At 46.2% G+C, this 24690-nt stretch carries 14 protein-coding genes and 2 pseudogenes; 7 read left to right on the top strand and 9 right to left on the bottom strand.

What is annotated here, in order from left to right; translation table 11 throughout:
* Positions 1-4: 4 nt before the first annotated feature.
* The 9 genes and pseudogenes from BFP72_RS13300 to BFP72_RS13260 all read right to left on the bottom strand — a co-directional run bounded on the left by BFP72_RS13300 (position 5) and on the right by BFP72_RS13260 (position 15019).
* On the bottom strand, positions 5-7927 hold the full coding sequence (locus tag BFP72_RS13300; protein WP_143520074.1) for a gliding motility-associated C-terminal domain-containing protein: 7923 nt from the start codon (positions 7925-7927) through the stop codon (positions 5-7).
* A 219-nt stretch (positions 7928-8146) separates the two neighbouring features.
* Positions 8147-8872 (bottom strand): hypothetical protein, encoded by a 726-nt coding sequence (locus BFP72_RS13295; protein WP_099599598.1) that lies wholly within the window; start codon positions 8870-8872, stop codon positions 8147-8149.
* Positions 8873-8920: 48 nt separating this feature from the next.
* The gene (locus BFP72_RS13290) at positions 8921-9964 is read right to left on the bottom strand and encodes a S41 family peptidase (protein WP_099599597.1); all 1044 of its coding nucleotides are present in this window, start codon (positions 9962-9964) and stop codon (positions 8921-8923) included.
* A 2-nt stretch (positions 9965-9966) separates the two neighbouring features.
* Positions 9967-10794, bottom strand: a complete 828-nt coding sequence (locus tag BFP72_RS13285) for a hypothetical protein (RefSeq protein WP_099599596.1) — start codon at positions 10792-10794, stop codon at positions 9967-9969.
* Positions 10795-11664: 870 nt separating this feature from the next.
* Positions 11665-12975: pseudogene (locus BFP72_RS13275) on the bottom strand (PKD domain-containing protein); the annotation flags it as partial.
* A gap of 36 nt (positions 12976-13011) precedes the next feature.
* Positions 13012-13299 (bottom strand): annotated as a pseudogene (locus tag BFP72_RS19460) (PKD domain-containing protein); the annotation flags it as partial.
* Positions 13300-13472: 173 nt separating this feature from the next.
* Positions 13473-14453 carry a radical SAM protein gene (locus BFP72_RS13270; RefSeq protein WP_099599593.1) on the bottom strand — a complete coding sequence of 327 codons (981 nt, stop codon included), beginning with the start codon at positions 14451-14453 and terminating at the stop codon, positions 13473-13475.
* 3 nt (positions 14454-14456) lie between these two features.
* Positions 14457-14732, bottom strand: coding sequence for a hypothetical protein (locus BFP72_RS13265; protein ID WP_099599592.1), 276 nt, complete (start codon positions 14730-14732; stop codon positions 14457-14459).
* Positions 14717-15019, bottom strand: coding sequence for a hypothetical protein (locus BFP72_RS13260; RefSeq protein ID WP_099599591.1), 303 nt, complete (start codon positions 15017-15019; stop codon positions 14717-14719). Before BFP72_RS13260 ends, BFP72_RS13265 begins: the two co-directional genes overlap by 16 nt.
* 75 nt (positions 15020-15094) lie before the next feature.
* On the opposite strand from BFP72_RS13260, the gene pyrF reads away from it, so the two are divergent.
* The 7 genes from pyrF (at position 15095) to BFP72_RS13225 (ending at position 24680) form a co-directional block, all read left to right on the top strand.
* The gene (gene pyrF / locus BFP72_RS13255; protein ID WP_099599590.1) at positions 15095-15910 is read left to right on the top strand and encodes an orotidine-5'-phosphate decarboxylase; all 816 of its coding nucleotides are present in this window, start codon (positions 15095-15097) and stop codon (positions 15908-15910) included.
* A gap of 17 nt (positions 15911-15927) precedes the next feature.
* Complete coding sequence (locus tag BFP72_RS13250; RefSeq protein WP_099599589.1) at positions 15928-16257, top strand: four helix bundle protein; 330 nt, start codon at positions 15928-15930, stop codon at positions 16255-16257.
* Positions 16258-16318: 61 nt separating this feature from the next.
* Entirely contained in the window at positions 16319-17677 is a 1359-nt protein-coding gene (locus tag BFP72_RS13245) for a dipeptidase (RefSeq protein WP_099599588.1), read from the top strand.
* A gap of 107 nt (positions 17678-17784) precedes the next feature.
* Positions 17785-19107, top strand: coding sequence for a class I SAM-dependent RNA methyltransferase (locus BFP72_RS13240; protein ID WP_099599587.1), 1323 nt, complete (start codon positions 17785-17787; stop codon positions 19105-19107).
* Between the two features lie 106 nt (positions 19108-19213).
* Positions 19214-21946, top strand: a complete 2733-nt coding sequence (locus BFP72_RS13235; RefSeq protein WP_143520071.1) for a hypothetical protein — start codon at positions 19214-19216, stop codon at positions 21944-21946.
* Between the two features lie 2 nt (positions 21947-21948).
* Entirely contained in the window at positions 21949-24171 is a 2223-nt protein-coding gene (locus tag BFP72_RS13230) for an amino acid permease (RefSeq protein WP_099599585.1), read from the top strand.
* A 2-nt stretch (positions 24172-24173) separates the two neighbouring features.
* Positions 24174-24680, top strand: a complete 507-nt coding sequence (locus BFP72_RS13225; RefSeq protein ID WP_099599584.1) for a metallophosphoesterase — start codon at positions 24174-24176, stop codon at positions 24678-24680.
* The last annotated feature ends 10 nt before the right edge of the window (positions 24681-24690 follow it).

Genomic DNA, 24690 nt, shown 5'->3' with positions numbered 1-24690 from the left:
GTTCTTATTTGACTATCGTGATATATCCTTTCATTGCTGTAGAGCTATCTCCGAGCTCGATCAAGTAGAAGTAGGTGCCGTCGGGCAAATTGTCTCCGATTCCATTGCCGTTGTTGGATTGTCCTGTGAAGACACGGGTGTTGTTGTCATACCCTTTCATCTCAAAGACGAGGTGTCCCCATCGGTTGTAAAGCCGAACCCGGTTATTGGGATACTGATCGATGTATTGGATTTGCCAAGTGTCATTGATGCCATCTCCATTTGGTGAGAAACCTTCTAGCGGTTCGACCTTCGATTCGTCTGCTTGGAGGTTGATACTGACGTTGAGAATACTGGCAGCTGGTGTACATACTGGATCCGCACTTATGCTGTAGATATAGGAGTAGGCTCCGTCCGGAAGATCAGCGAAGTTGACACTATCTGGTTGAGAGAGGTCGACTCCTGAGTTTGAGTCATCTGTCCATACTCCATTGTTATCAGGATTGCCTTGCAAGCTGTCCAGTAAGTTGAAATAAGTGAGCCCTCCGAGCCCAACGGTGACTGAGTTGCCTTGTCCAGCCGACGGTTGGTTGGATAGGTTGACTGTGACTGTGTTGAGGTCATCGCCGCTACAGTTGCCGTTGCTGGATACTTCATATTGGAACTGATAAGTCCCCGCGTCTATGTCTTGGAAAGAAACAGCCGTAGGGTCACTGATGTCTGCTCCAGAAGAGGTCAATTCAGTCCAGGTTCCTCCCGTATTGTAGCTCCCAGCGATGATGTCAAACAAACTGATTGGACCACTATCGTTGCATAGTGCAGAGGATCCGGGGTCTCCGGCACTTACTCCTTCGAGTATATTGATGTTGTATCTGGCGCTAGCTGTCGAGCACGTACCATTGGCAGGGAAATCATAATTCACCTCATAATAGCCTACCGCAAAACCTGAGGCATCGAACTGCGTGGGGTCACTTATTGTTTGCCCATTGACAGTCCATACACCTCCCATGTCAAAGCCAGTAGATAGGTTAGCTGTCAGGTCGACGATGGCATTGGCACCATTGCAAGCTTCTATGCTAGGTATGTCAGGTATACCTGTGTTGCTTTGTGTACTGATCTCCAAGGTTAGTGTCGCCACTGCTGGTGTACAGGTATTGGCGTTATTGACTGTGTAATTGTACTGATAGTTACCAGCTGTCAAAGCAGATATGTCGACCTGTGTAGGGTCGGTTAGGGATACTCCGCTGGTATTCATGTCTGACCAAACACCTCCCGCTGTAGGTGATCCGCCTAGCTGGGCAAAGAAGTTTACGGTAGTCGTCTCAGTGCCGCAGAGTGCTAGGACATTGTTGGTTCCTGCATTGGCGGGTTCGGCTATCTTGACTGTCAATACTGCCTGAGAAGTTGCGCAACCGTTTTCGCCTGCATGGGTATGGGTGATTCGATAACTGCCTCCCGATACGCCAGTGAATGTGACGGATTCAGGGTTGCTTAGATCTATGCCTGAGTTGTCCGTATCCACCCAACTTCCTCCTGGGTCAGGATTATCCAAAAGTGTGACCAAATTGTAGGTAGAGTTATCTCCACAGATGTCGAGTTGTGCATCTGTACCAGCATTGATGGTTTGCCCTATGTTTACAACGAGTTGAGTAGCTACAGCTGTACAGTTTGGAGCATCTTGTATGTAGAAAAATTCGTATCGTCCACTTGATACTCCCGAAAAGTCGACATGGGTAGGGTCGGTAAAGTCTACATTAGAATTAGTGGACTCCACCCAAGAGCCTCCAGTATCAGGGGTGCCATCTAAGGAAGTGAAAAGATTGACATTGGAAGCATCACAAACCGAAATACTATTGGGTTGTCCCGAATCAGAAATTCTATCGACAACTACCGTGACTGTAGTCGAAGCACCGTTGCTACAGCCGCTGGTGGCGCTCAAGGTGTAGGTGAAGTCATAGCTACCACTTGAGAGATTGGTGAGTACTACGTTTTGAGGATCAAACAGATCTACACCTGTGTTGTCGTCATCAGACCATGTGCCTCCTTGGTCATGTACACCTATAGCACTCGGCAAGTCGATGGTCGATCCGCTACATGAATTGATACTAGCGCTCATGCCAGGATTACCGTTTTCATTGATATGAACGGTCAGAGTAGCAGAGGAGTTGGTACAATTGCCTTGACCTGTTACCGTATGAACAAAGGCATAGGTGCCGTTGGCTACTCCAGTGAAATCCACGGATGTAGGATCGCTCAAATCTACTCCTGTATTGTTGGTGTCTGTCCATTCGGCAGTTAAGGAGGTTGTTGTTTGTATGGCGGTGGTGAAGTCTACCGTGAGGTTCCCTGCATTGCAGAGCAGTACTGTGTTGTCCACTCCTGCATAGGGAAGGCTGTTGACCGTCACAGTCACTGTAGCTACATCTGGAGCACAAGGACTGTCTTGGACTTGGTAACTGAAGGTGTATTGTCCAGCCGTCAAGTTGCTGAAGTCTACACTTGTCCCGTCTCCCAAAGTAATACCACTGCTGCTGTTGTCAGACCAATATCCGCCAGTTTCTGGTGTTCCGCCTAATGCTGCTAATAGATTGACTGCTGTGTCGTCATTACAAACAGCGAGTGTACCGTTCGTTCCTGCATCGCTGGCGGCTACTACTGTTATCGTATTGGTTGCTACATCCGTACCACAGGTGTTGGTCACCGTATAGCTAAAGTCATAGTCTCCGGCGGTTAATCCGGCAAAGTCTACCGCCGTTGGGTCAGTTAAGTCTATACCTGAAGCGTCAACATCTGACCAGGTGCCACCCGTATCTACCGAACTACCCAGCAACGCAGTGAGGTCTACTATTGTACTACCTGAGGTGCAGACGCTATTGACCTGACTACGGTCGCCGGCATACGGGTCCCCTTCGATCTCCAATGTCAAAGTGGAAGAAGCATCTGAACAAGTGCCCGTGCCGCTGATCGTGTAGGTCAGCTCGTAGGTGCCGCTCGCTCCTGAGATATTGGCTTGCGTAGGATCGCTGATATCGAAGGTTTCGGTGCTAGTAAAGGCCCAAGTACCCCCAGTGGCCGGTGAGCCTTCCATTTGGTCTAATAAATTTATCGACTGGGCATTACCCATCCCATTGCAGATCGTTTTGCTGGTATTCGTGCCTGTATTTGGGTCTTGGTCGACTGTAACACTCACTACCGAAGTGTCATTAGCACAAGACCCTGCGGCTGTCAATACATATCTGAAATTGTAGTTGCCAGCTGCTATGGCATTGAATTCTACGGCTGTAGGGTCCGATATATCCGCTCCTGACCCATCCAAATCTGTCCAAGTACCTCCATTATCCGGGCTGCCACCCAAGGAGCCAAACAAATCTTTGACTGTACCCGTGCCACCATCGCATACGGCTATGTGGCTGTCAGTGCCAGCATTGGGAGCATCTTCTACGGTTACGTACACCGAACTGCCATATGGTCCACAGACCTGATCACTGCCATTGACGATGTAGATAAATCTGTAAGTGCCTGCTGCGGTATTAGAGAAGCTAGCCAAATCGCCGCTCACAAAATCGGCCGCACGAGATATGTCATGCCATTCCCCACCCGCATCGGGTGTCCCTCCCAGTTGATCATACAGGTTGATGGGTGTAGTGTTTCCATTACATACTGTGATGTTTCCATCTGTACCTGCATCAGGCTGGGTCATGATGTTCAGATATACTATTGCAGACTGATCCTGGCAAGATCCATCACCCGCTAAGGTATAAGTGAATTCATAGTCACCCGGTGCGACTCCCGCAAAAGATACACTGGTGATATCCGAGATGTCAGCCCCAGAGCTTACCGGTGAAGTTTCTGTCCAGGTACCACCGGCATCAGGATTACCCAACAAAAATTTGGTTATGTCAGCAGTACCTCCTTCACAAATACTTCTCCTTGAGTTGCTACCGGGGTGGGCTACTATGTCGATATTGACTGTAACGATGGCACTCTCAGTATGGCAAAAGTTGCTCACCTCATATTGAAAATCATATTGTCCTGAAGCAATCCCATCAAACTCTACCGCTGTACCATCACCTAGCGTGACTCCCGCATTGTCAACATCTGTCCAGGTACCTCCTCCATCGGGCGAACCTCCCAGTGAAGTAAAGAGATTAAGAATGGTCGAGCTACCCCCTTCACATATACTTACTGCTTTGTCTGCGCCCGCATCTGGTGTCTCATAGACTGTCACAGTTACGGTTTGAGATTGATCCGAACAGTCTGCATCTCCAGATAAGGTATAAGTAAAAACATAGTCACCAGCAGCGACCCCTTCGAAGGAAACCTCATTGGGCTTAGCCAGCGAAACACCCGTACCATCCGTGTCCGCCCATGTGCCTCCCTGATCAGTTGAGCCTCCTAGATTTCCAATCAAATTGATGGTATATCCATGAAAATTGCATACATAGTCTGTTGCCGCCGTTCCTGGATTTAAGTCTGTATCGACTTTGACTTTCACGTTGGTAGCATTGGTGGGGCATCCGTTTGTCCCGTTGACAAAATAACCGAATTCGTAGCTGCCTGCCGCAATAGATGTAAAATCTACATTGGTTGGATCGCTGATGTCTACCCCGGTGGCGTCTGCGTCTGTCCAGTAGCCACCAGCGTCAGGTGTACCCCCTAGAGAAGCAACTAAGTCAATGATTTTATCTGTACAGGCGGTTACAGTTCCGAAATCTCCCGGGTCCGGATCTTTGCCGACGTTCACTGTAACACGACCGTGAGCAGACGCTATTTTTCCATCACAGGTGGGCTGTTTGGCCAGGACATAGTCAAAGGTGTAGCTGCCAGCCGCTACCCCAGAGAAGTCCACATCCGCAGGGTCAGAGATATCAATAGTAGTGCCTGTCTCCTGCACCCAATTTCCTCCTGTGAGAGGCGAACCTCCCAAATGAGAAAACAAGTCAACAGAAGTTTCAGTATTACAAATATCGATGCTATTGTCTTCGCCTGCAGGGAAGGCTCGCTCGATCGTCACTGCGACGCTGGCCTGGTGTGCAGCACAAATCCCTGATTGGGGGAAGGAGTAAGTGAAACCATAAGTCCCCTCTGCCAAACTAGAAAAATCCACATTAGATGCATCTGTTAAATTTACCATAGAAGTGCTATCATCTGACCAAGTGCCTCCCGTATCTACGGTACCCTGTAATCCAGCAAATAAATCAATATCGGTAGCACCGGTAGCACAGAAAGAAAGTGTACCGTCTGTGCCAGGATCTTTGCACGCATCGTCATCTTCGATGATCACTACCAGAGTCTGCTGATAGATCCCATCTGAATTGGCGTCTCTTTGATCTACATCACCAGAGGTATTGGAAATATTTAAGACGATGGTGCGGTTGTTTTGAGGTATCGAATTGTCGATGATATCGAAATCGAGTGAAATTGAATCAGCCAACCCATAATTTCCTACAGGAATAGATTTGGTCTTATTGGCAAATTGATAATCGGTACCTTCCACAGCATCCCCAGAACTAACAGTTACCTGAAAAGAGGATGTACTTTGCACCTGACCATTGACCAAGAAATATGGGGCGATAGCCCCACCTTCAGAAAGGCGGATGGTATCTCTACTGAATTCTACAAAAGCTTTGAGTCCTATGGTGACATTGTCAAGAAAATTGCCAGTCCCGCCTGACGTTGTAGATTCAAACCCAATTTGATAGATGCCTGTCGGCAGATTCCAAACAAACGATCCTGTGACATCATCCCAAGCTGACGTACTAGTCGCTTGGTGTCTGTTTATTTCTTTGACTTTTGTGTTTCCATCTGTTGAATAGACCGCATAAACAACCGTCTCATTTGTATTTACTCTGGCGCGATGTGCATAGCTCCAGTTTATGGTTTCGCCATTGACCAAATAAACAATTTGATATAGTCTGGAAGATTCGCTGACGTTTAGCTCCACAAAATAATCACCATCACTGGCTGGCACCCCTTGATTACCAGATCTCCAATGTTCGATAGGACTTTTCTTTAAACTCGTACCTCTAAATAAAAAATCAGGATGTGTGGTGTACCAACCGTCCAATTGGGGGCTGTCCCCTGCCTGCGATTGTGGATATTCGACTGCTGCATGAGGCACTATACTTCCAGTCTCAAAGCTTGGATTCACAATGATGCGATTCGGCGTTTCATCCGTGGAGGCAACAAAAGCAGGCACTGATTTGTCTGAAAAGGTGAACACCGCGCCATCAGGCAGATTCACCCCGGTAAACTGAAGTACGCTGTCTCTCAAGCTTGCAGGCACTACTTTGGTAGTTGTGCCTGTATTGAAATTCCCGTCACCATCAGCATCAATCAGCATTTTGAAATCGCTGGAAACACTCCCGGTATAGGTCAAGCCGTGAAGATCGAAGCTCAGATCTACTGTGCCTACATCAGCGGTTCGTTTCGCTTTCCATTTTCGCGCTAGCTGACTGGAGCTACCAAAGGTCAGATTACTACCATCATGACCAGTCATCAGGAAGTCGCCATTTTCCAGCGAAGAGGCATTACTGATCACAATGTTTCCCTTACCAGATTGCCCAGTACCATCGCCACTGCCTGTATTGATCGAGTTGGACGAAGCTTGTTCGAGTCCACTATCTGAGTCACTCCCAATGCCAAACACATCATGCCAATAGCTAGTATAATTCCAGACGGCTGTACCGTCAGAAGCCAGGTATTGGCTGACCGATGGGTCTAGGGTGATCCCATATTTTATGGCCAGATAGGATTCTACTTTTTTTCTATCTTCACCAGACAGGCTCGTGGGATAAGTAATCAACTCTGCCAATTGGCCGTTCATGTGCGATAAGTTGCTACTGCTTCCTTTATTGGAGCCTCCTATCATTGGGGTAAATTGTATATCAGAGAAATCACCACCTGAAATAGGTTGTACCACTACATTGTTGCCATTGATCCGGCTAGTAGCCCGAGGGTCTGTTGTCGAGAAGTCCAGATTGGTGATGGAAAATGTGGATGTCTGGTCGTGACTGCCGTACATCAAAGCATTGGTACCATCTGATGTCAACCCTCTAACCCTGGCAAAACCGGCAAATACAGCCACTCCACCACCAGACCCCACCGGGAATTGCCCGCCAAGGATCACGCCTTCATTGCCTTGGTCTTGAAACTTATATACAGCATAAGCCTCGGAGATAGTAATCTCAGTATTGCCATCCAATCGGTTAGCCGGTAGGCCGCTCTTATTGCTTCCATTGGTTATGGAGTTGGTGGGGTTAAAATTGACTGCCTGCGGTACATTTTCAATATTTCCCGTAGAGGTGAAGGTATTGGTACCTGTCTGATCATCCCAGGCTGTAAGTGCTCCACCGTTGTTGGTAACTCCTTTGTCTGCGGCCAGCCAAAGATTACTGCCTGATACGCCACCGGGAGAGATGGAAGGACCAGTAGGAGGGGCTGCGTCAAGCGTGATGGTTGTTTCACTTCCAAAGGTGATGGAGTATGGTATTGGGTCTGGAATACCCGGAAAAAATGAAGCCAATGTTGGTAAGCTATTGTTTGCAGTTATTACAATTCTAAACCTGACTACTCCCCTACTGGGATCCCAGGTGTAGGTATGTGTGCCAGGGAGTAAATGGTCACTTCCTGTAATTCCACCACTCTGAACGACGATCCAAGCCCCAAAAGTTATACCATCAGCAGTTCCGCCAGTGACGGATGATACATCTGCCAAATCTGTGATGGTAAGTTCAATCTTCCCTTGTGCATCTTGCACAATGATGTCCCACACGTCGGTATCTGAGCCGTCAACAGCTACGGTTCCTTGATAGGTCGCAAAACCTTGATCTATGAGAGTCGCATTGGTAGTAGTGTTATTCGGCTCCACTTCCATGACGGTTTGGGCAGAAACGATCGCTGTATTTATTAAAAAAAATAGTAAAAGTAGGAATACTCTTAAATTCATAGTGGTATAAATTGATAAGTAAATTCTGGGCATATGTGTAGGGTCAAGTAGTAGGAGGAATTTAGATATACAAGTCTATAATGAACATTCAGTAATAATTAGATTGATAAACCCAATTTAAGGCTACAAATCTATTGTTTTTATGGTTGAAATGCCTGCCAAATAGAAATTGATCATGTTTCTAGTTTTAGCATAGGGTTCGAAAATGATATCTGGTAATCATGGAACCTTTTGATAATTGGAGTAAGAAATAATTTGATTGGCCTCACCGCTCTTTTCGCCGACCCTAGTTTTTACACTTCCTCCCATGAATTGGGTCTCCTTTATCACCAAGTAATCCCCGTCCTGATAAGTAAACATCACTTCCTCATGTAGCTTATTGACTTTAACTATGGCATTTCGCGTAGGCTTATAATTGTCCCAAACTGTTTTTTCCAACCGACCCGATTCTGTGTTGATGTATGCCTTGCCATCACAGTCTTTCAAGTACATGTATCTCTTAGGTACAGTATTCGGGTCTAGCCTGAATGATATGATTGCATAGCCTCCCTCTGATTTCACAGATAAGGAAGACTCATTCACTTTGACTGGATCCTTTGCAGATTTTTTTACCACATCCTTCAAAATGGCTGTGGCATATTTTTCTGGCTTTTTTCCATTCCAACTAGTCATTTGCCAAGCTGGTTTTTGGTTAGGATTATAGTTAGCTTCATAAACGGTAGGGTATTGCGGGTCAGGCGTGTTACACTTCAATTCAAAAGAATATGCTTTTGAAGTTGGTTGTACATTTCGGGTGATGTCTTCTAATGTGATATTGTATTCAGACAGTATTTCTGACGTGCTGTCCTGCGCTGTGGCACCAAAGCCAAGTAGACAAAAGAATGACATGAAAAAGAAGGAGTAGTTTCTTTTTTTACTCTTGGGGTTTCGGATGGGATGTCTCATAGTTTAGTGCTATTTGATGTTTGTATATATGCTAAAATATTTAGAGGGTTATCCTTGTTTTAATTCCATAATTGCTCGTTCGATTATCGCATCGTGGACTGTGTCTTCAGGGTCTATCACAACAGGTATATCAGGTTCGATTCCATTGTCAGTTGGTCTTCCCATTTCGTCTACAAAATTGGCAGTGGAGATAGTATAAATCCATCCGTTTTGCAACATGCCATCCATGATTTCTCCTGTTCCCCCTCCAAACGGAATACCTAGGGTGGTCACATGATCCATGTGGTACATCATGATAGAAAACAGCGATCCGGTACTGAAGGTGATACGATCATGAAGCACAGCAACTGGTTTGGTAAAATGATGCGGCCCATCAGAGGGGGTAAGGGTTGTTTTTGTAGGAGCAAAGTCGTCAGCTTCTGGCCCATTTTTGACATATATGGTGCCAAATGGAACCACTTCGTCGGTAAATCTGGATGCCATCCTTGCACCTAGTTCTATGTATCCACCAAGATTGCTCCTGACATCTATGATAATTCCTTCTGCACTACTTAAATATTCCATCATTTCATCCAATTCGCTATTACTGACTTCCATGTCAAATGTTAGAATTTGGATAAAACCAATAGTGGGGTGGTCAGGAAGGAATCCATAGACAATTTCCCATAATGATTCAGGAGGCGCAATCTTACGTACGGTAGGATTGTTTTCCTCTCCATAGTATTTTTGGATTACCGAAAAATTGCCTCCTACAGGATAACCGGCAAAATACAAATAGGATGTATACATGTCATCTGATCCTGTCAGGTTGGTGTGTCCCTCTTGCATCCGAAGTGTAATAATAGACATCAAATTGAAGAGTTCTTGTTCACTCAGACTTTCGTTGATTAATGGCCGAATGGAATCAACCAAAGGTCTCAAGTCAATCCCTTTTACTTCCTCCAGACCGAATTTTTCTATGCTTATTTTGGCATATTCTTCAAATACAGCCTTATTTGTTCCATCAGTATTTGGATGCATGAACACTTTTTCGCATGACATAAAAAGTATCACAGCGACAACAAACACTTTAATTCTTAGCAGATTTTTCATAGTTAGTAATGTTCAGGTCGGTGAATGAAATTCCATCGGATCATAATAGTATGAAGCCCCGTGGTGATGGGATATCCCTTTTGATAAGCATAGTGTCTCATGTCCCAGGAATATTCCAAGCCAAAGCGCTTGCTTAAAGCAGCTCCAAACCTCATCCTAATATATAGGTGGTCCCAAAACCCATGCATTTGAAAGTCTTTTAAGTACCATGGATTGCGGCTATTGGCATCTTGAAAACTGACTCCACCCTCATCGACTACTTTTTGAGGGAAGTTGGCAGTGAAGCTAGGTGCAGAATTTATCAAGGCAAATAGGCTATACTGAAGTGAACAGTAAACGGGCCATCGCTTTTTCAGTTTGGTTTGATATCTCCCAGCTAAAAACCAGTCAGATGCTGTTCTGTAAAAGTTAGAACCGTTTTCCAGATATTCATTATCTCTGCTGTAGTAGTCAATATCCCATGAACCACCCAGGTACCAGTTTTCATGAAGACCTCTAAGGTAGGAGATGCCCCCATTGAAGCCCACTACCGCTACCGGCTTTTCACCTGTTGGCTTGAATTCATCTTGGTAGAAAAAGGCACTAATTCTTGTCGTGATAATACTTTTTTTTGTTTCTCTATTAAAGCCAATTTCTGGTTTGATAGACCAAGTGCCGTATTGCAAATCCGAAAATCGCGTATCTTGAAAGGATTGATGAAATCCACCCAGAGCGAAATAAACATTGAGTTCCTGTGCATGAAGCACGGACATCTGAAAGAACAACACAACAAACACTCCTGACCGAAGTGCCGCTGCTTTGATGAATCGAGTGCAAATTGAAGTTTTCATCTACATTAATTATTATTTAAGGTGTGAAATAATGAGCTCGCGAGGCTGGCTGTCCTTCTTTGGAGGTATTTCCTCGTTGTTTTTAATGCCATACATTGCTTGTCTTTATCGCTTTTTTGAGTACTGGATTTTTTACAGTTGCCATTTTAGAAACGGCTTGTGGGCTTTCTGCTGGCCCAAGTTTCTGCTTGACTGAAATACGGACCCCTCATGTAGTTTATGGTTATAACCTAAAGTGGGTGGGTTACTTATAAGTAAATGTGAGGTATAATTGATCAGCTTGACTGTAGCACTCTTTTTATTGGCAGGTAATGTGATTTGGTTGATTGATGACTCTTTTGCATTGCATGGCACTGTTGGGTCTAGTTTGACTTGGCCCACAGTAGTGCCAGAAAAACAAGTGTATAATCCTCCTTTTTCAGACTGAATTTGGGTCAGTCCTAAATGTAAAAATAAAAGGAGGGCTCCCAGAGCCAGTTGATTGTTGTGTTTTGAGAACATACTCAAATAGGTTTTTTCTAAAAATCCGACGAAGAACGTTTCATGTAATTCATTGGGTTGAAAAATTGCAGACACAATTGAAATCTAAATCAGTGTAGAGTATTCTAATTTAATGATACCCATTTTAAAGTCAATATAAGCACTCTTTAGCTTTGTTGATTAAAGCCTTATCAAAGTCAAAATACAAAGCAAGACGACTAGCAATGGTTACTAAGTGATCTCCTTCCTTGTTGCTGAGATTAAAAACCAAGAAGGCAAAGAATCGATGGTAGCTGAATGTATTGAGCAGCATATACAGATAATTGTTAATCTAAGCTCAAAGGCAAGACGTGAGTGTTATTTTTCACAAATTTAGGAATAGTCGAAGGCTTACGGATTGCCAAAATAAATAGTCAATAATGCATCAGGGGTGTTCCATACAGGTGCCGCAGCAGGGTCCTTGTAGCTATTGCCTACTAGGAACTGCACATAGTACGGGATATTATTGGGCTTGAGTGTGACCTCTGCATCGGGTCCATCATGGGCATAGCCCCAGGTGTGTGTTATTTCGTGCAGGATCAGTGCCTCTGTATTGTGTGGAGCTCCGTCGGTAGGTGGGCCAAACATGATGTTTTCTACCTTGAGGTGCAGACCAGCTTGTCCCCAGGCAGTCCAACTTTCTCTATTGGAGATAAAGAATTTGTACTGGTACTGATCTTTGATCAAGGCCGCATTGGCATCTGCTCTGAACTGACTGTAGTTGGTAGGGAAAGGCACTGCGGGTGCTTGTCCTTGATAGGCAGGGTTGAGCAGGCCTATGTTCGTATTGAAGGCGGTCATGAATTTGGGAGAGTTGATGACAAATACAAAACGTCCAAACATTTTTTGGAACTTGACCTTGTTCTCGTTAGACCAAGTGGTCATCTGAGGGTCAGCAAACGCCGCAGCTGCTGGGTCAGACGGTAGAGCAAACATATTGTCAAGTGCAGGCATGTCTTTGAATATCCGATCCTGATCATTGAGTACAGTTTGGACATCATCGGAGTGATTGGCAATTAGGTAATCGGCGTCTGAAGCGTCTATTCCCATATTGATGAGTTGCTCCTTAGCGGAAAAAGTAGTGGCTTGGATCGTGACAAAATCGGGCGCACTGTTCTCTGTACCATCATTGACTACCAACGAAAGGACATACGCTCCTTCGATATCCGGGGTGATCATCGGGTTGACTAATGTCGTGTCGTTGAGTGAAGCCGAGCTCCCTGCAGGCACGGATGACAGATGCCAGCTGTAGCTGAGGGTGTTGCTATCGGCATCCGAACTGCCCGAAGCATCTAAGGAGACTTGGGTGCCAGTATGTACGCTGCGGTCTGCTCCCGCATCTGCGATGGGTAGGGCGTTTTGATCGGTATGTGTGGCGGTGATTTGTACTGTGTCTGCAACCGAAGTGATGGTGCCATCATGAACCTGTAGAGTGACAAGGTAGGTGCCATCTACATCTGCAGTGAACGTGGGATGAGAGGTTGAGGCTTCTGACAAGGCTGCCGTGCTACCCGTAGGACTGGTGACGATGGTCCATGCGAAAGTAAGGTTGTCTCCATCTGCATCTGAACTAGAAGATCCGTCCAGGTTGACTTCCGTGCCTGCCGTGATATTTTGATCTGCGCCTGCATGAGCTACAGGGGTGACATTACCAGAAGTGGCAGTTACTGTTGCGATAGCAGGGCTACTGTCTGCCGTTCCATCGTTGACGATGAGTTGTATGGTGTATTCTCCGTCCACATCCGCAGTGAATGTCGGGTGAGAGGTGTTGGAGGCAGATAAGCTGGCGCTGCTGCTCTCTGGTTTGGAGGCCATCGACCAGCTGAAGCTGAGTGGGTCTCTGTCTTCGTCGGTACTCCCTGAGCCATCCAGCGTGACTTGTGTGCCAGTGGCTACATTTTGAAGTCTACCTGCATGAGCCGTCGGAGGGGTGTTTTTGCTGTTGGGGTTAGGGTCTTTGTCAGAGCATGCGAGGATGCTTAGCATCATCGAAACGATCAGCGTATATTGGAGGGATTTTAGCATGGATAAGTCTAGTTATGTGTCGGTTGAAGTTCGTTGGGCTTGGTACCCTAAAGTAACTTAGCGTACAAATATACCTCATTTGTGCATTGGATGGAAAAGAGAAATGCTGCCTTTTTTAGGATTACTATGAGTGGTTAGGGAATGAGTGACTTCCACGTGCCCTTGATCCAATTGTATTTTATCGTACTGGGTAGTGCAGACCAAAAGTATCTGTTGACATTGGTCGCGAAACTGGGCTGCATGTAGCAATTGATGGCACAGCCTTGGCATTCGGGCAGACGTCCTTCTAGAGCTACGAGCTTTTGGGCTTCTGTAGACCGATAGACCTCTTCGAGGTTGCTCCCAATCGGAAATCCCTTGGTGCCGAGGTGGTAGCAGGGGAGTAGTAGTTCATTTTCTGGACTGATGACGAGTGTCGTACTGGCGGCTTTGCAGACAGGGCTGTCTGTTTGGTTGCCACCGTCACGGCGGAGCTGGATAAATGCTTGATTGAGATAGATGTTTTTTTTCTGGCCCCAGCGTGTCAAGGTTTGGAGGGATTTTTCCGAAAGACTTGTACCTGTTTCTACTTCGTTGTAGTCAAAGGACGGATTGAGAATCAGTACCAGGTCATGAGGCAAGCAGATGTCGGTATATAGCTTTTCGATCTCTCCGATATTGTCTTCGAAGACCGTCATGAGGATGTCTGGTCGTTCGCCTAGGGATTTGGCAATTTGGATGGACTCCATGACATGATCGTAGCACGGCACTCCACGCATGGTGTCGTGCTGAGTTTTGTCTGCGGTATCGAGGCTGAAATGTAGCATGTCGACGTTGTGGTGTAGCTTTTCAGCGTACTTGGGGTAGAGGAGCCCGTTGGTGGTGAGTGTGGTGATGAAGCCCATTTTTTTGGCGTATGCAAAAAAATGGTCAATGTCTCGGTGTAGAAGCGGCTCGCCTCCAGTAAAGTCGATGACTTTGACGCCAAGTTTTTTGAGGGATTTCAGGTTGGTTTCTACTTGTTCTCTAGTGACGTATGGAGAGGGGCGTTCCCAGATGTCGCAAAAGCCGCACTGGGCGTTGCAGCGGTAGGTGACATAGTAGTTGCACAGTATGGGATGAGAGACGAGGCGCACAGACTACTGGTTCTCGCTTTCGAATAGTCCGGTAATGTTGATCGATCCTGAGCGGATTTTATAAAAGAGTCGATATTCTCCACAGGTGGTCTCTCGCGTGCTAGGGTACTCTGATTCGATGCCTGCAAAATTGTATTTGGCGATGTATTTGAGGTGGAGTTTGAGGAGTAGCGTGAACTTGCGACACTCTTCTTTGTCTCCGGTTTGTTGATATATTTTTTCTAAGATGTCTTGACGGGCTTGTCGCGCAGTGAGGGTCCAGATTACTGATTTAACCATTCTTCTTCTTCGGTTTGGATTTTCATATCTGTGACGATCAACTTGTTTTTGATGTCCTCGTCACTTTGGTTCAATAGCTCCTTTTGTAGGTCGGATAGTGGGCTGGCTGCCCGTTCTTCTCGAATGATCCCCGTCGTGCTGATGGCGGCTTTCATCATCATGGCCATTTCAAATTCTTCAGTAGCTTCCTCGCTGACTGTTTTGTGGGCCGCACCGATATTTTGGAGCAACTCTACGATGTAGTCCAGTTCTTTTTGATTTTTCGGCCGTATCAATATTGAATCCATAGCTTGCAAAATTACTTATTTTAATTAGAACTGTGAATCCCTAATTTTTGATTTAGCTATCCTTATTTTTGCGCCATGACCAAAGAATTTCTTTTCGAGCAGATTCAGCAGAAGCAATCTTTTTTGTGCGTAGGGCTGGATACTGATATCAACAAAATCCCCTCGCATTTACTGGAGAGTGAGGACCCCGTTTTTGAGTTCAACAAGCAGATCATAGATGCCACCAAAGACTTGGCGGTAGCCTACAAGCCCAATATTGCGTTTTACGAGGCTATGGGGGCCAAAGGCTGGGAATCCCTCGAAAAGACGATAGATTATATTCCCAACGAGATTTTTACCATTGCAGATGCCAAGAGGGGAGACATAGGCAATACCTCAGCGCTCTATGCCAGAGCTTTTTTTGAGAACATGGATTTTGATTCGGTGACCGTGGCTCCCTATATGGGGTCAGATTCGGTCAAGCCATTTCTCCAGTTCAAGGACAAATGGGTGATATTGCTCGGGGTGACTTCCAACGAGGGAGGCAAGGATTTTCAGTTTCTCGAAGCGGACGGTAAACCCCTCTACCAGCATGTCCTAGCGACTTCCAAAACGTGGGGGAGTGACCAAAATATGATGTACGTAGTAGGAGCCACTCGCCCAGAGTACCTCACAGATATTCGCAAGACGATACCCGACCATTTCTTGCTCGTGCCAGGCGTAGGAGCCCAAGGGGGGGATTTGCAGGAAGTCTGTAAGTATGGCATGAATAGCCAATGTGGCCTCTTGATCAACTCGACACGGGGCATTATCTATGCGTCTAGTGGTGAGGACTTTGCCGACAAGGCGAGAGAAGAGGCTTTGAAGCTGCAGCAGGAAATGAAGCCGCTAGTGGAAAGTATAAAGTCATAAAGTGAAAAGGGGCTGATATGAAAATCGAACGGTTTGAGGATATTCTTTCTTGGCAAACGGCCAAAGCACTGACTGTAGAGATTTACAGCCTATTCGGAACTCAGGGTGCTTTTGGTGTTAAGAATCAGATCGAAAGAGCTTTAGTTTCTATCATGAATAATATCGCAGAGGGCTTTGAGCGAAGAACGAACAATGAGTTTAGGCAATTTCTTTTTTATGCCAAAGGTTCGCCTGGCGAAGTAGGAGCGATGCTTTTGTTGGGGTTTGAGTTGAAAAAATCAATAAGACAAATTTTGACAGGCTTTGCCTTCTTTCATCGGAAATCTCTAAACCACTCTGTGGCCTAATCAAAACTTTCTAACCATCAACTTTCTAACTTTTAACTTTAAGAATTTTTAACCCAGAAATATGAAATCAATACAATATTTAGAAGAGAATAAACAAAGGTTTTTGGACGAGCTGCTGGATCTGCTCAGAATCCCGTCTGTGAGTGCGGATTCTAAGTTCAAAGGTGATGTGCGAAAAGCTGCGGAATTTTTGAAGGCGAACTTTGAAAAAATCGGTGCGGATAATGTCGAGATCTGTGAGACACCGGGGCATCCAATCGTGTACGCAGAGAAAATCATCGATCTAGCCAAGCCTACCGTATTGGTGTATGGTCACTATGATGTGCAGCCTGCTGATCCGTATGAGCTGTGGGATTCGCCTCCTTTCGAACCTGTGATCAAAGACGAGCGGATCTATGCCCGAGGAGCCTGCGATGACAAAGGCCAGATGTATATGCATGTCAAGGCCTTCGAGGCGATGGTCGCCTGTGACGAACTACCGTGCAATGTCAAGTTCATGATCGAGGGAGAGGAAGAGGTCGGTTCTGACAACCTCGGAGACTTCGTCAAGGCCAACAAAGAAAAACTCAAGTCGGATGTGATCCTCATCTCTGACACGAGTATCATCAGCAACGAGCATCCGTCGATCACTGTAGGCCTCAAAGGCCTCAGCTACCTAGAGGTAGAAGTGACAGGTCCAAATCGTGACCTTCACTCCGGAGTATACGGCGGTGGAGTGGCCAATCCAATCAATACACTCTGCACGATGATTTCGTCTCTGATGGACGAAACCGGTAAAGTGACGATCCCAGGCTTTTATGACAAAGTCGTAGAACTCACGCAGGCCGAAAGAGAGGATTTGAACAAAGCACCTTTTAGTCTCGATGAATACAAGAAGGATTTGGGTATCGAAGCGGTCAAAGGTGAAGAAGGGTACACTACACTGGAGCGAGTGGGGATTCGTCCGACACTGGATGTCAACGGTATCTGGGGAGGCTATACGGGTGAGGGTGCCAAGACGGTATTGCCCTCTAAGGCTTACGCCAAAATATCTACGCGCCTCGTGCCCAATCAGGAGCATACTGAAATCACTGAAATGATAAAAAGGCACATCGAAAGCATCGCGCCTGACTATGTCAAAGTGAAGGTGTCCCCACATCATGGTGGCAACCCTGCGGTGACACCTACAGAGGCCAAAGGCTACAAAGCGGCAAGCGAAGCGATAGAGAAGGCTTGGGGGAAAACACCAATACCAACTAGAGATGGGGGGAGTATTCCGATCGTAGCGTTATTTTCTGAAGTGCTCAAGGTCGACACTGTCCTGTTGGGTATGGGGCTGGATGAGGATGCCATTCATTCTCCAAACGAGAGCTATGGATTGTTCAATTATTACAAAGGAATCCAGACCATCGCTTGGTTTCATCAGTATTTTTCTAAATAACTAAGGAGTAGAAAGTTGAAAGAGGCAAAGTATGCCAAGAGGCTAGTCTTGTGCTTGCGATTTTCAGCTTTTTACTTTTGATCTTTTCACTTTTAACTCAAGCATTCATGCGTCAATCCAAATTAGTCATCAACTGTCAGCCCAGCATTGCGCCACTCCTCAAAAAGGAAGTAGAAGGTCGTGGCTACCGTATTCTCAAAACGGATAAAAGTGGTGTGACTGTCGAAGGGGGGTGGAAAGAAGTCATCGATCTCAATTTGCATCTACGTACTGCATCCCGTGTGTTGTGGTTGATCAAATCTTTTGAAGCGACGACACCAGACAATTTGTACGAGGAGGCGAAGAAGATTCCGTGGCACAAAATCATTCCTGCAAAGGGTTATGTATCTATTCAATCCTTCGTCAAGAACGACTTTATCCTTGATGTGCGGTTTGCGAACCTCAAGCTCAAGGATGCTATCGTCGATAGGATGCAGGAAGAAAATGGCGAACGGCCTGATTCGGGTAAAGAACGTGACCGAACAGTCGTCTATCTCTATTGGTACCTCAATAAAGTACATGTGTACATCGATACATCGGGAGAAACGATTGCCAAGCATGGGTACCGCAAGATCCCCTTCAAGGCACCGATGATCGAAGCGCTTGCAAGTGCGTGCCTTTTATCGGCGGAGTGGAGTGATGACAAGGGGAGCTTTGTCAACCCGATGTGTGGGAGTGGGACACTGGCGATAGAGGCGGCTTTGATGGCGGCTGAGGTGCCTCCGGGGTACAAGCGTCGCAACTTTGGGTTCATGCACATTTTGGGCTATGACAACCAATTGTGGAAGGACGCTCTAGCCAAAGTGCACATCAAAGATAAGATTAAATCAAAGATTGTCGCGACGGATTGGAATGGGGATGCGATCGATGCAGCGCGTCAAAATGCCAAAACTGCAGGGGTGGAGCATATGATTACATTTGAAAAGGTACCCTTCGAACAATCTCCTATCCCTCAGGGCCCAGGGGTGATCATGCTCAATCCTGAGTATGGAGAGCGACTCGGCGAGGAAGAAATGCTCAAATCTGTGTACAAGGATATTGGGGACTTTTTCAAACAATCCTGCAAGGGGAAGATGGGGTATATTTTCACAGGAAATACGAGTCTGGCCAAGGTCATCGGGTTGAGAACCAAGAGCCGTACGGAATTTCAAAATGCCAAGATCGACTGTCGATTGTTGGAATATGAGCTTTATGATGGGAGCAAGCGCTCCGAAGAAGATCGGCCTGCACGGAGAGAGGTAGCGCCGAGGAAGAAGGTAGAATTCAAAGTGGATGCTACTCCGGTAGCAGAGGATAGGTCTAAGCAAGATAGAGAGCCCAAGAAGAAGGAGGAGTCTAAGGAAAGAGAAGAGAAATCCAGTAGCATAATGTCTAGATTGAAACGAAAGTAACCCGTTTTTGACTGACGAGTAGTGTCTTCTTGGGGCATTGCAAATAACTATGAAGCCATAGTTGCATAAGTATGTTGCACTGAATAATTTGCAGAAAAAGACGCGTGTGAAAAGAACCCTTATCCTACTTCCCGTATTTCTAGTTCTGATCGGATCTGGCATCTATTTTTATTTTCATTTGCACTATGCCAGTATTACCAAATGGTCTTTTGTTCCTCAGAATTCCATCCTGGTGTTTCAGCCAACCAACTGGGCGAGACTGCTGTCGTCTGATGAGAAGAAGAAGGTGCTCGTAAATCTCAAACGCTTGCCCGAGTTGACACAAGTAGGTGCCTCGCTCGACAGTTTGGATTCACTGATCGGTGGAGGTTTCAATATCCAACGTATCGTTGGCGAAAATGACTTGTTGATATCAGTACACCAAGGTGCTCAGGGGAGACTTGCAAACCTCTACATCATGGAGGTCTCGGCTCTCAAGCAACATGATTTCTTGGCGAAGGCAGTGGATTACCTCACCGAAGTGGAGGGATTTAGAAAAAGTGAGCGAATCTACCAGGGCTATACCATCACGGAATTTAAAAAGGGAGAGATTCAGCTGGCCTATATTTTCTATCGCAACTACTTGATTATGAGTTTTTCGCCGTTTTTGGTGGATGACGCGATCCGAAGTTTGGAGGGCAAATTGCCCAACCCCTATACACGTAATATCGCGCTAGAGTCAACCAGTAATCAAACCGTTCTGGGCGAAGGAAGGCTTTATATCAATATGCAGGAACTCAATAGCTTCGTGCATCACTTTGTCGACCCTATAGATGTCAACGGGAGCAATCTCAAGTGGCTGACGGATTTGATCTATCTCGATGTGACGGTTGAAAACTCAGACTTGGAGTTTTCCGGATTCTCGTATATCGATACTGCGCATGTCAACTACCTCTCTTCTTTTTTGGGAGTACAGGGGACTGGGTTTGAGATGAAAAATGTGGTGCCCGATCGCTCGTCATTGGTGATACATATGTCCTTTGATGAGGTGAGGGACTGGCACAAGGGACTCAAAAACTATTGGCGAAAGCATAACCCTGGACAGCTGACACGCATAGGAGAGATCGAAAACAAATATGGATTTGATGTAGATAAATTCTATGAGTTTGTGGACAGTGAAATCGGCCTGTTTGTACTGGAGTCCAAAAAGAATTTAGACAGGGAAAAGATATTTTGCATCAAGCACAAAGACATGATCCGTGCGGAAAATTACCTCGAGCTGTTGGCCAAGGATGCGAACCCTGATACGTCGTTTTATCACGAGACATATGCCAACCGCATCATCGGTGAGATCATGCTCGACGAGTTGCCTGCGAGGATGTTTGGTGATTTGTTTGAGGGGTTTGCGACGAGCTACTACTATGTGGGACGGGATTTTGTATTCATTGGCAATACACAGCACGCATTGGAGGTGTTGATTGACGACATTGATGCGGAAAATACATGGCGAAAATCCATCAAGACGAATGCGTTTTTGGAATCGACCAATGATGATGCAAATCTCAGTGTGTATGTCAAGTCTTCGGGACTCTGGGGTGTGATGGGGACTACTTTCAATGACGAGTGGAGCCGATACATCGAAGAAAACAAACCGGTACTCAAGCAGCTCGAATACGGTGCGATTCAGTTTACAGGAGTGGACAATAAGTTTTACACCAACGTGAGTGTGCGCCATCCAGGTCAGTTGACCGAGCATCAGCGTCCACAGGAGTTTGAGTTGGCTGGAGAACTGGCGTTTGAAGCCCCATTGATCACCAAGCCCTATGCGGTGCGCAACCACAACGACCGTACGCTGGAATTGATGGTGCAGGATTCATTGTATCGCTTGAGTTTGGTGGCGGCAAACAACCGTCGTGTGTTGGAAATCCCCTTGGCTGAGGTGTTGACGAGTCCCGTACTACAGATTGATTACTATAAAAATGGGAAGCTGCAGTACCTCTTTTCGACTTCTCAAGAAGTGCATGTAGTGGATCGTACAGGAGCGTATATCCCTGGCTATCCTAAGAAAATCAAGGCGAGCGAACCGATCAAATTCCTCTCGTTGATTGATTATGACAATTCGAAAAACTACCGCATACTGGTTGCTACTGAAAAAGGGTTTTACTATCTGATGGACAAAACAGGCAAAGAACTCAAAGGGTGGAATCCGATCAAGCTGGCAGGTGAACCGGTCATGGGAGGTGTGCACTTGCGTGTCAAGACCAACGACTACATGATGTTCTTGCAGGACAATGGAGTCGCATATGGAATGGAGCGTAGAGGGTCTGCTAGAGATGGGTTTCCGTTGGATCTGCACGGTCCGATTTCCAGCCCGCTGCACATTGAGAAAGGCGCTAGTCCCAAAACAACTGAAATCAGTGCAATGACCAGCAACGGAGGCCTCATCGTGTTCAACTTGCTAGGGGAGGTCATCCGAAAAGGACAATTACGTAAGGACGATGCACAAGAGAATTTCCAGTTGATCGGCTCAAATGACGGAGAAAATTTCATCGTCGTACGAAACAAGAAGGGGAGTGTAGAGTTTTTTGGAGAGGACCTAGAGAGTTTGTTCGTGATCGAGTCACCTGCGGACAATTTGGAATACCAGTACTATACCTTCAGTGAAGACAATCGTGTGATCATTGTGATAGACTCGGTCAACGAAACCGCATGGATGTATCGTATGGATGGAGGATTGCTGCACCGTCAGCCTTTGAAGACCAAGCACAAACTAGCTGTGTTGTACCACGAGAGTAGTGAAGAGTACGAGTTGTTCGTCAGTGCAGGGGAAGTATTCAAGCGCATGCGACTAAAGAAATAGAAATGAAAGAACTGGTAAAGAAGAAAGCTAATTTTGGGACATTGCCCGTGTTTTTTACGGCGATATCTACCATACTCGGTGCGGTGATGTTTTTGAGGTTTGGCTATGCGGTAGGTAGTGTCGGCTTCTTGGGTACATTGGCGATCGTATTGATTGGGCACCTTGTGACTGTACCGACAGCTATGTCTATCGCTGAGATTGCGACCAATCAAAAAGTAGAGGGGGGAGGAGAGTATTACATCATTTCCCGGTCTTTTGGGATCAATATCGGTGCATCGATCGGAGTAGCCCTGTATCTATCTCAGGCCATCAGTGTAGCCTTTTATATCATTGCATTTGCGGAAGCTTTTGACCCAGTGATCGCGTGGTTGGCAGATACTCAAGGTATCGTCATCTATGACAAGCGAATGATCAGCATCCCAGCGATTGTGCTACTCAGTATCCTCATGCTTACCAAAGGCGCGGACTTGGGTATGAAGGCACTCTATGGAGTCGTGTTTACACTATTTGTATCATTGGTCATGTTCTTCTTGGGGAGTACGGATTATCAAGTCAACCTTGAGAAGTTTGATATGTTGGCGCATGTCCCGTCCAACGACGATTTCTTTGTGGTATTCGCGATCATATTTCCGGCATTTACAGGCATGACTGCTGGAGTGGGCTTGTCTGGCGATTTGAAGGAACCTAAAAAATCGATCCCATTGGGGACACTCGCGGCGACTCTCATTGGGATGGTGATCTATGTCTTCATTGCTTACAAACTGGCGGTCAACGCTACGCCATCGGACCTGGTATCAGATCCATTGATCATGTCTAAAATCGCACTATGGGGGGCAATCATACCGATTGGTTTGGCTGCTGCGACGATTTCGTCGGCACTAGGATCCATCATGGTGGCTCCACGGACATTGCAGGCGTTGGCTGGGGACAAGATTTTTCCGAGTCATGGTTTGAATGCTTTTTTGAATAAAGGGAAGAAAGACAGCAACGAACCCATCAACGCCACACTGGTGACTGTAGGTATCGCTTTGTTTTTTGTCGCTTTGGGCGATATCAATTCGGTGGCAAAGGTGATCTCGATGTTTTTTATGGTGACGTATGGCTCGATCTGTACGATCTCGTTTTTTCAGCATTTTGCAGCGGATCCTTCGTATCGCCCTGCCTTTCGGTCCAAGTGGTACATCTCGCTTCTGGGTGCAGTGATGTGTTTGTTTATGGTGTTCAAGATGGATGCTGCATATGCTTTCTTTTCGATGATGATCATGGTATTGATTTACTTGGCGCTTTCGCGGTTCAACAAAGAAAAGGCTGGCATGGCCAATATCTTTCAAGGGGTGATTTTCCAACTGATCCGTCAGATACAGGTTTTCATTCAGAAGGCAGACAAAGACGATCAAAACTGGCGTCCATCCGTGATTTGTATCTCTGGTGATGCATTTGAGAGACCAGCGGCTTTTGAGATGATGCGGTGGATTTCGCATCGCTACGGTTTTGGGACTTATTTACACTTCATCAAAGGTTATTTCTCGAAAGAGACCAACAAGCAATCCAAAGAGGAGCTTGGACGACTCATTCGAGTGGCAGATATCTCCGAGAGCAATGTCTACGTCGATACAATGGTGTCCCCATCCTACACTTCGGCTATTGCTCAGACGCTGCAGCTCCCGAGTGTGTCTGGCAAGGAAAACAATATGATCCTATTTGAATTCTCAAAATCTAACCCTGAGAACTTGACCGATATCATGGAAAACTACGCCATGGTGCGTTCGTCAGGATTTGATACTTGTATTTTGGCGAGTAGCGATCGAGGGTTGGAGGTGAAGACCGAAATTCATATATGGGTGACACCATCGGATTATATGAACTCCAATTTGATGATCTTGTTGGGGTATGTGATTTTGGGCCACCCCCAGTGGAAAAAGGCCGAAATAAAAATCTCTGTGATCGTCCAAAAGTCTGAGATGGAAGAGGAGAAAAAGGAGCTACTGGAGCTTATCAAATCTGGTAGGCTACCGATCTCTGCCAACAACGTCACGATCATCGAGCGAGAGGTTGAGCGTAGCAACAAGGAGCTGATCAACGAGTATTCAAAGGATGCAGACCTGACGATTGTCGGGTTCCGATCAGAAGCCATCAAACAGAAAGGAGTTGAGCTCTTCGATGGGTTTGAGGACGTAGGTGACGTGCTATTCGTCAACTCGACCGAATCCAAAGAGATCAAATAAATATGCGGATTGGATTGATATCAGATACGCATGGTTTTTTGGATCCACAGGTTTTTGAATACTTCAAGCACGTGGACCAGATTTGGCATGCAGGAGATGTAGGTCATGCGGGGCTGATCGAGGAGTTGGGGGCGTTCAAGCCTGTCCTGGGGGTCTATGGCAACATCGATGGGCAGGATGTGCGCCAGCTGTTTCCTGAGGATCAGAAGTTCGAGTGCGAGGGAGTCAAAGTCTGGATGACACATATTGGAGGCAAGGCTCCTCGCTACAACCCTCGTGTCAAGCCCTTGATACAGCGGTGGAGGCCCGATTTATTCATTTGCGGGCATTCACATATTCTGACGGTGATGCATGACCCGAAACACAAAGGCGTACTATTCATGAACCCTGGTGCGGCAGGTAGGCACGGTTTTCATAAAGAGCGGACATTGCTGCGCTTCACTTTGAGCCTAGGCAAGATCAGTGACTTAGAAGTCATCAAACTAGGCAGTCGCGCCAAAATGGATTGACTCGATCATC

The organism is Reichenbachiella sp. 5M10 (genome assembly GCF_002742335.1).
Classification (GTDB): domain Bacteria; phylum Bacteroidota; class Bacteroidia; order Cytophagales; family Cyclobacteriaceae; genus Reichenbachiella.
The sequence above is the reverse complement of the archived record's forward strand: the minus strand, read 5'-3'. Positions and strand labels throughout refer to the sequence as shown.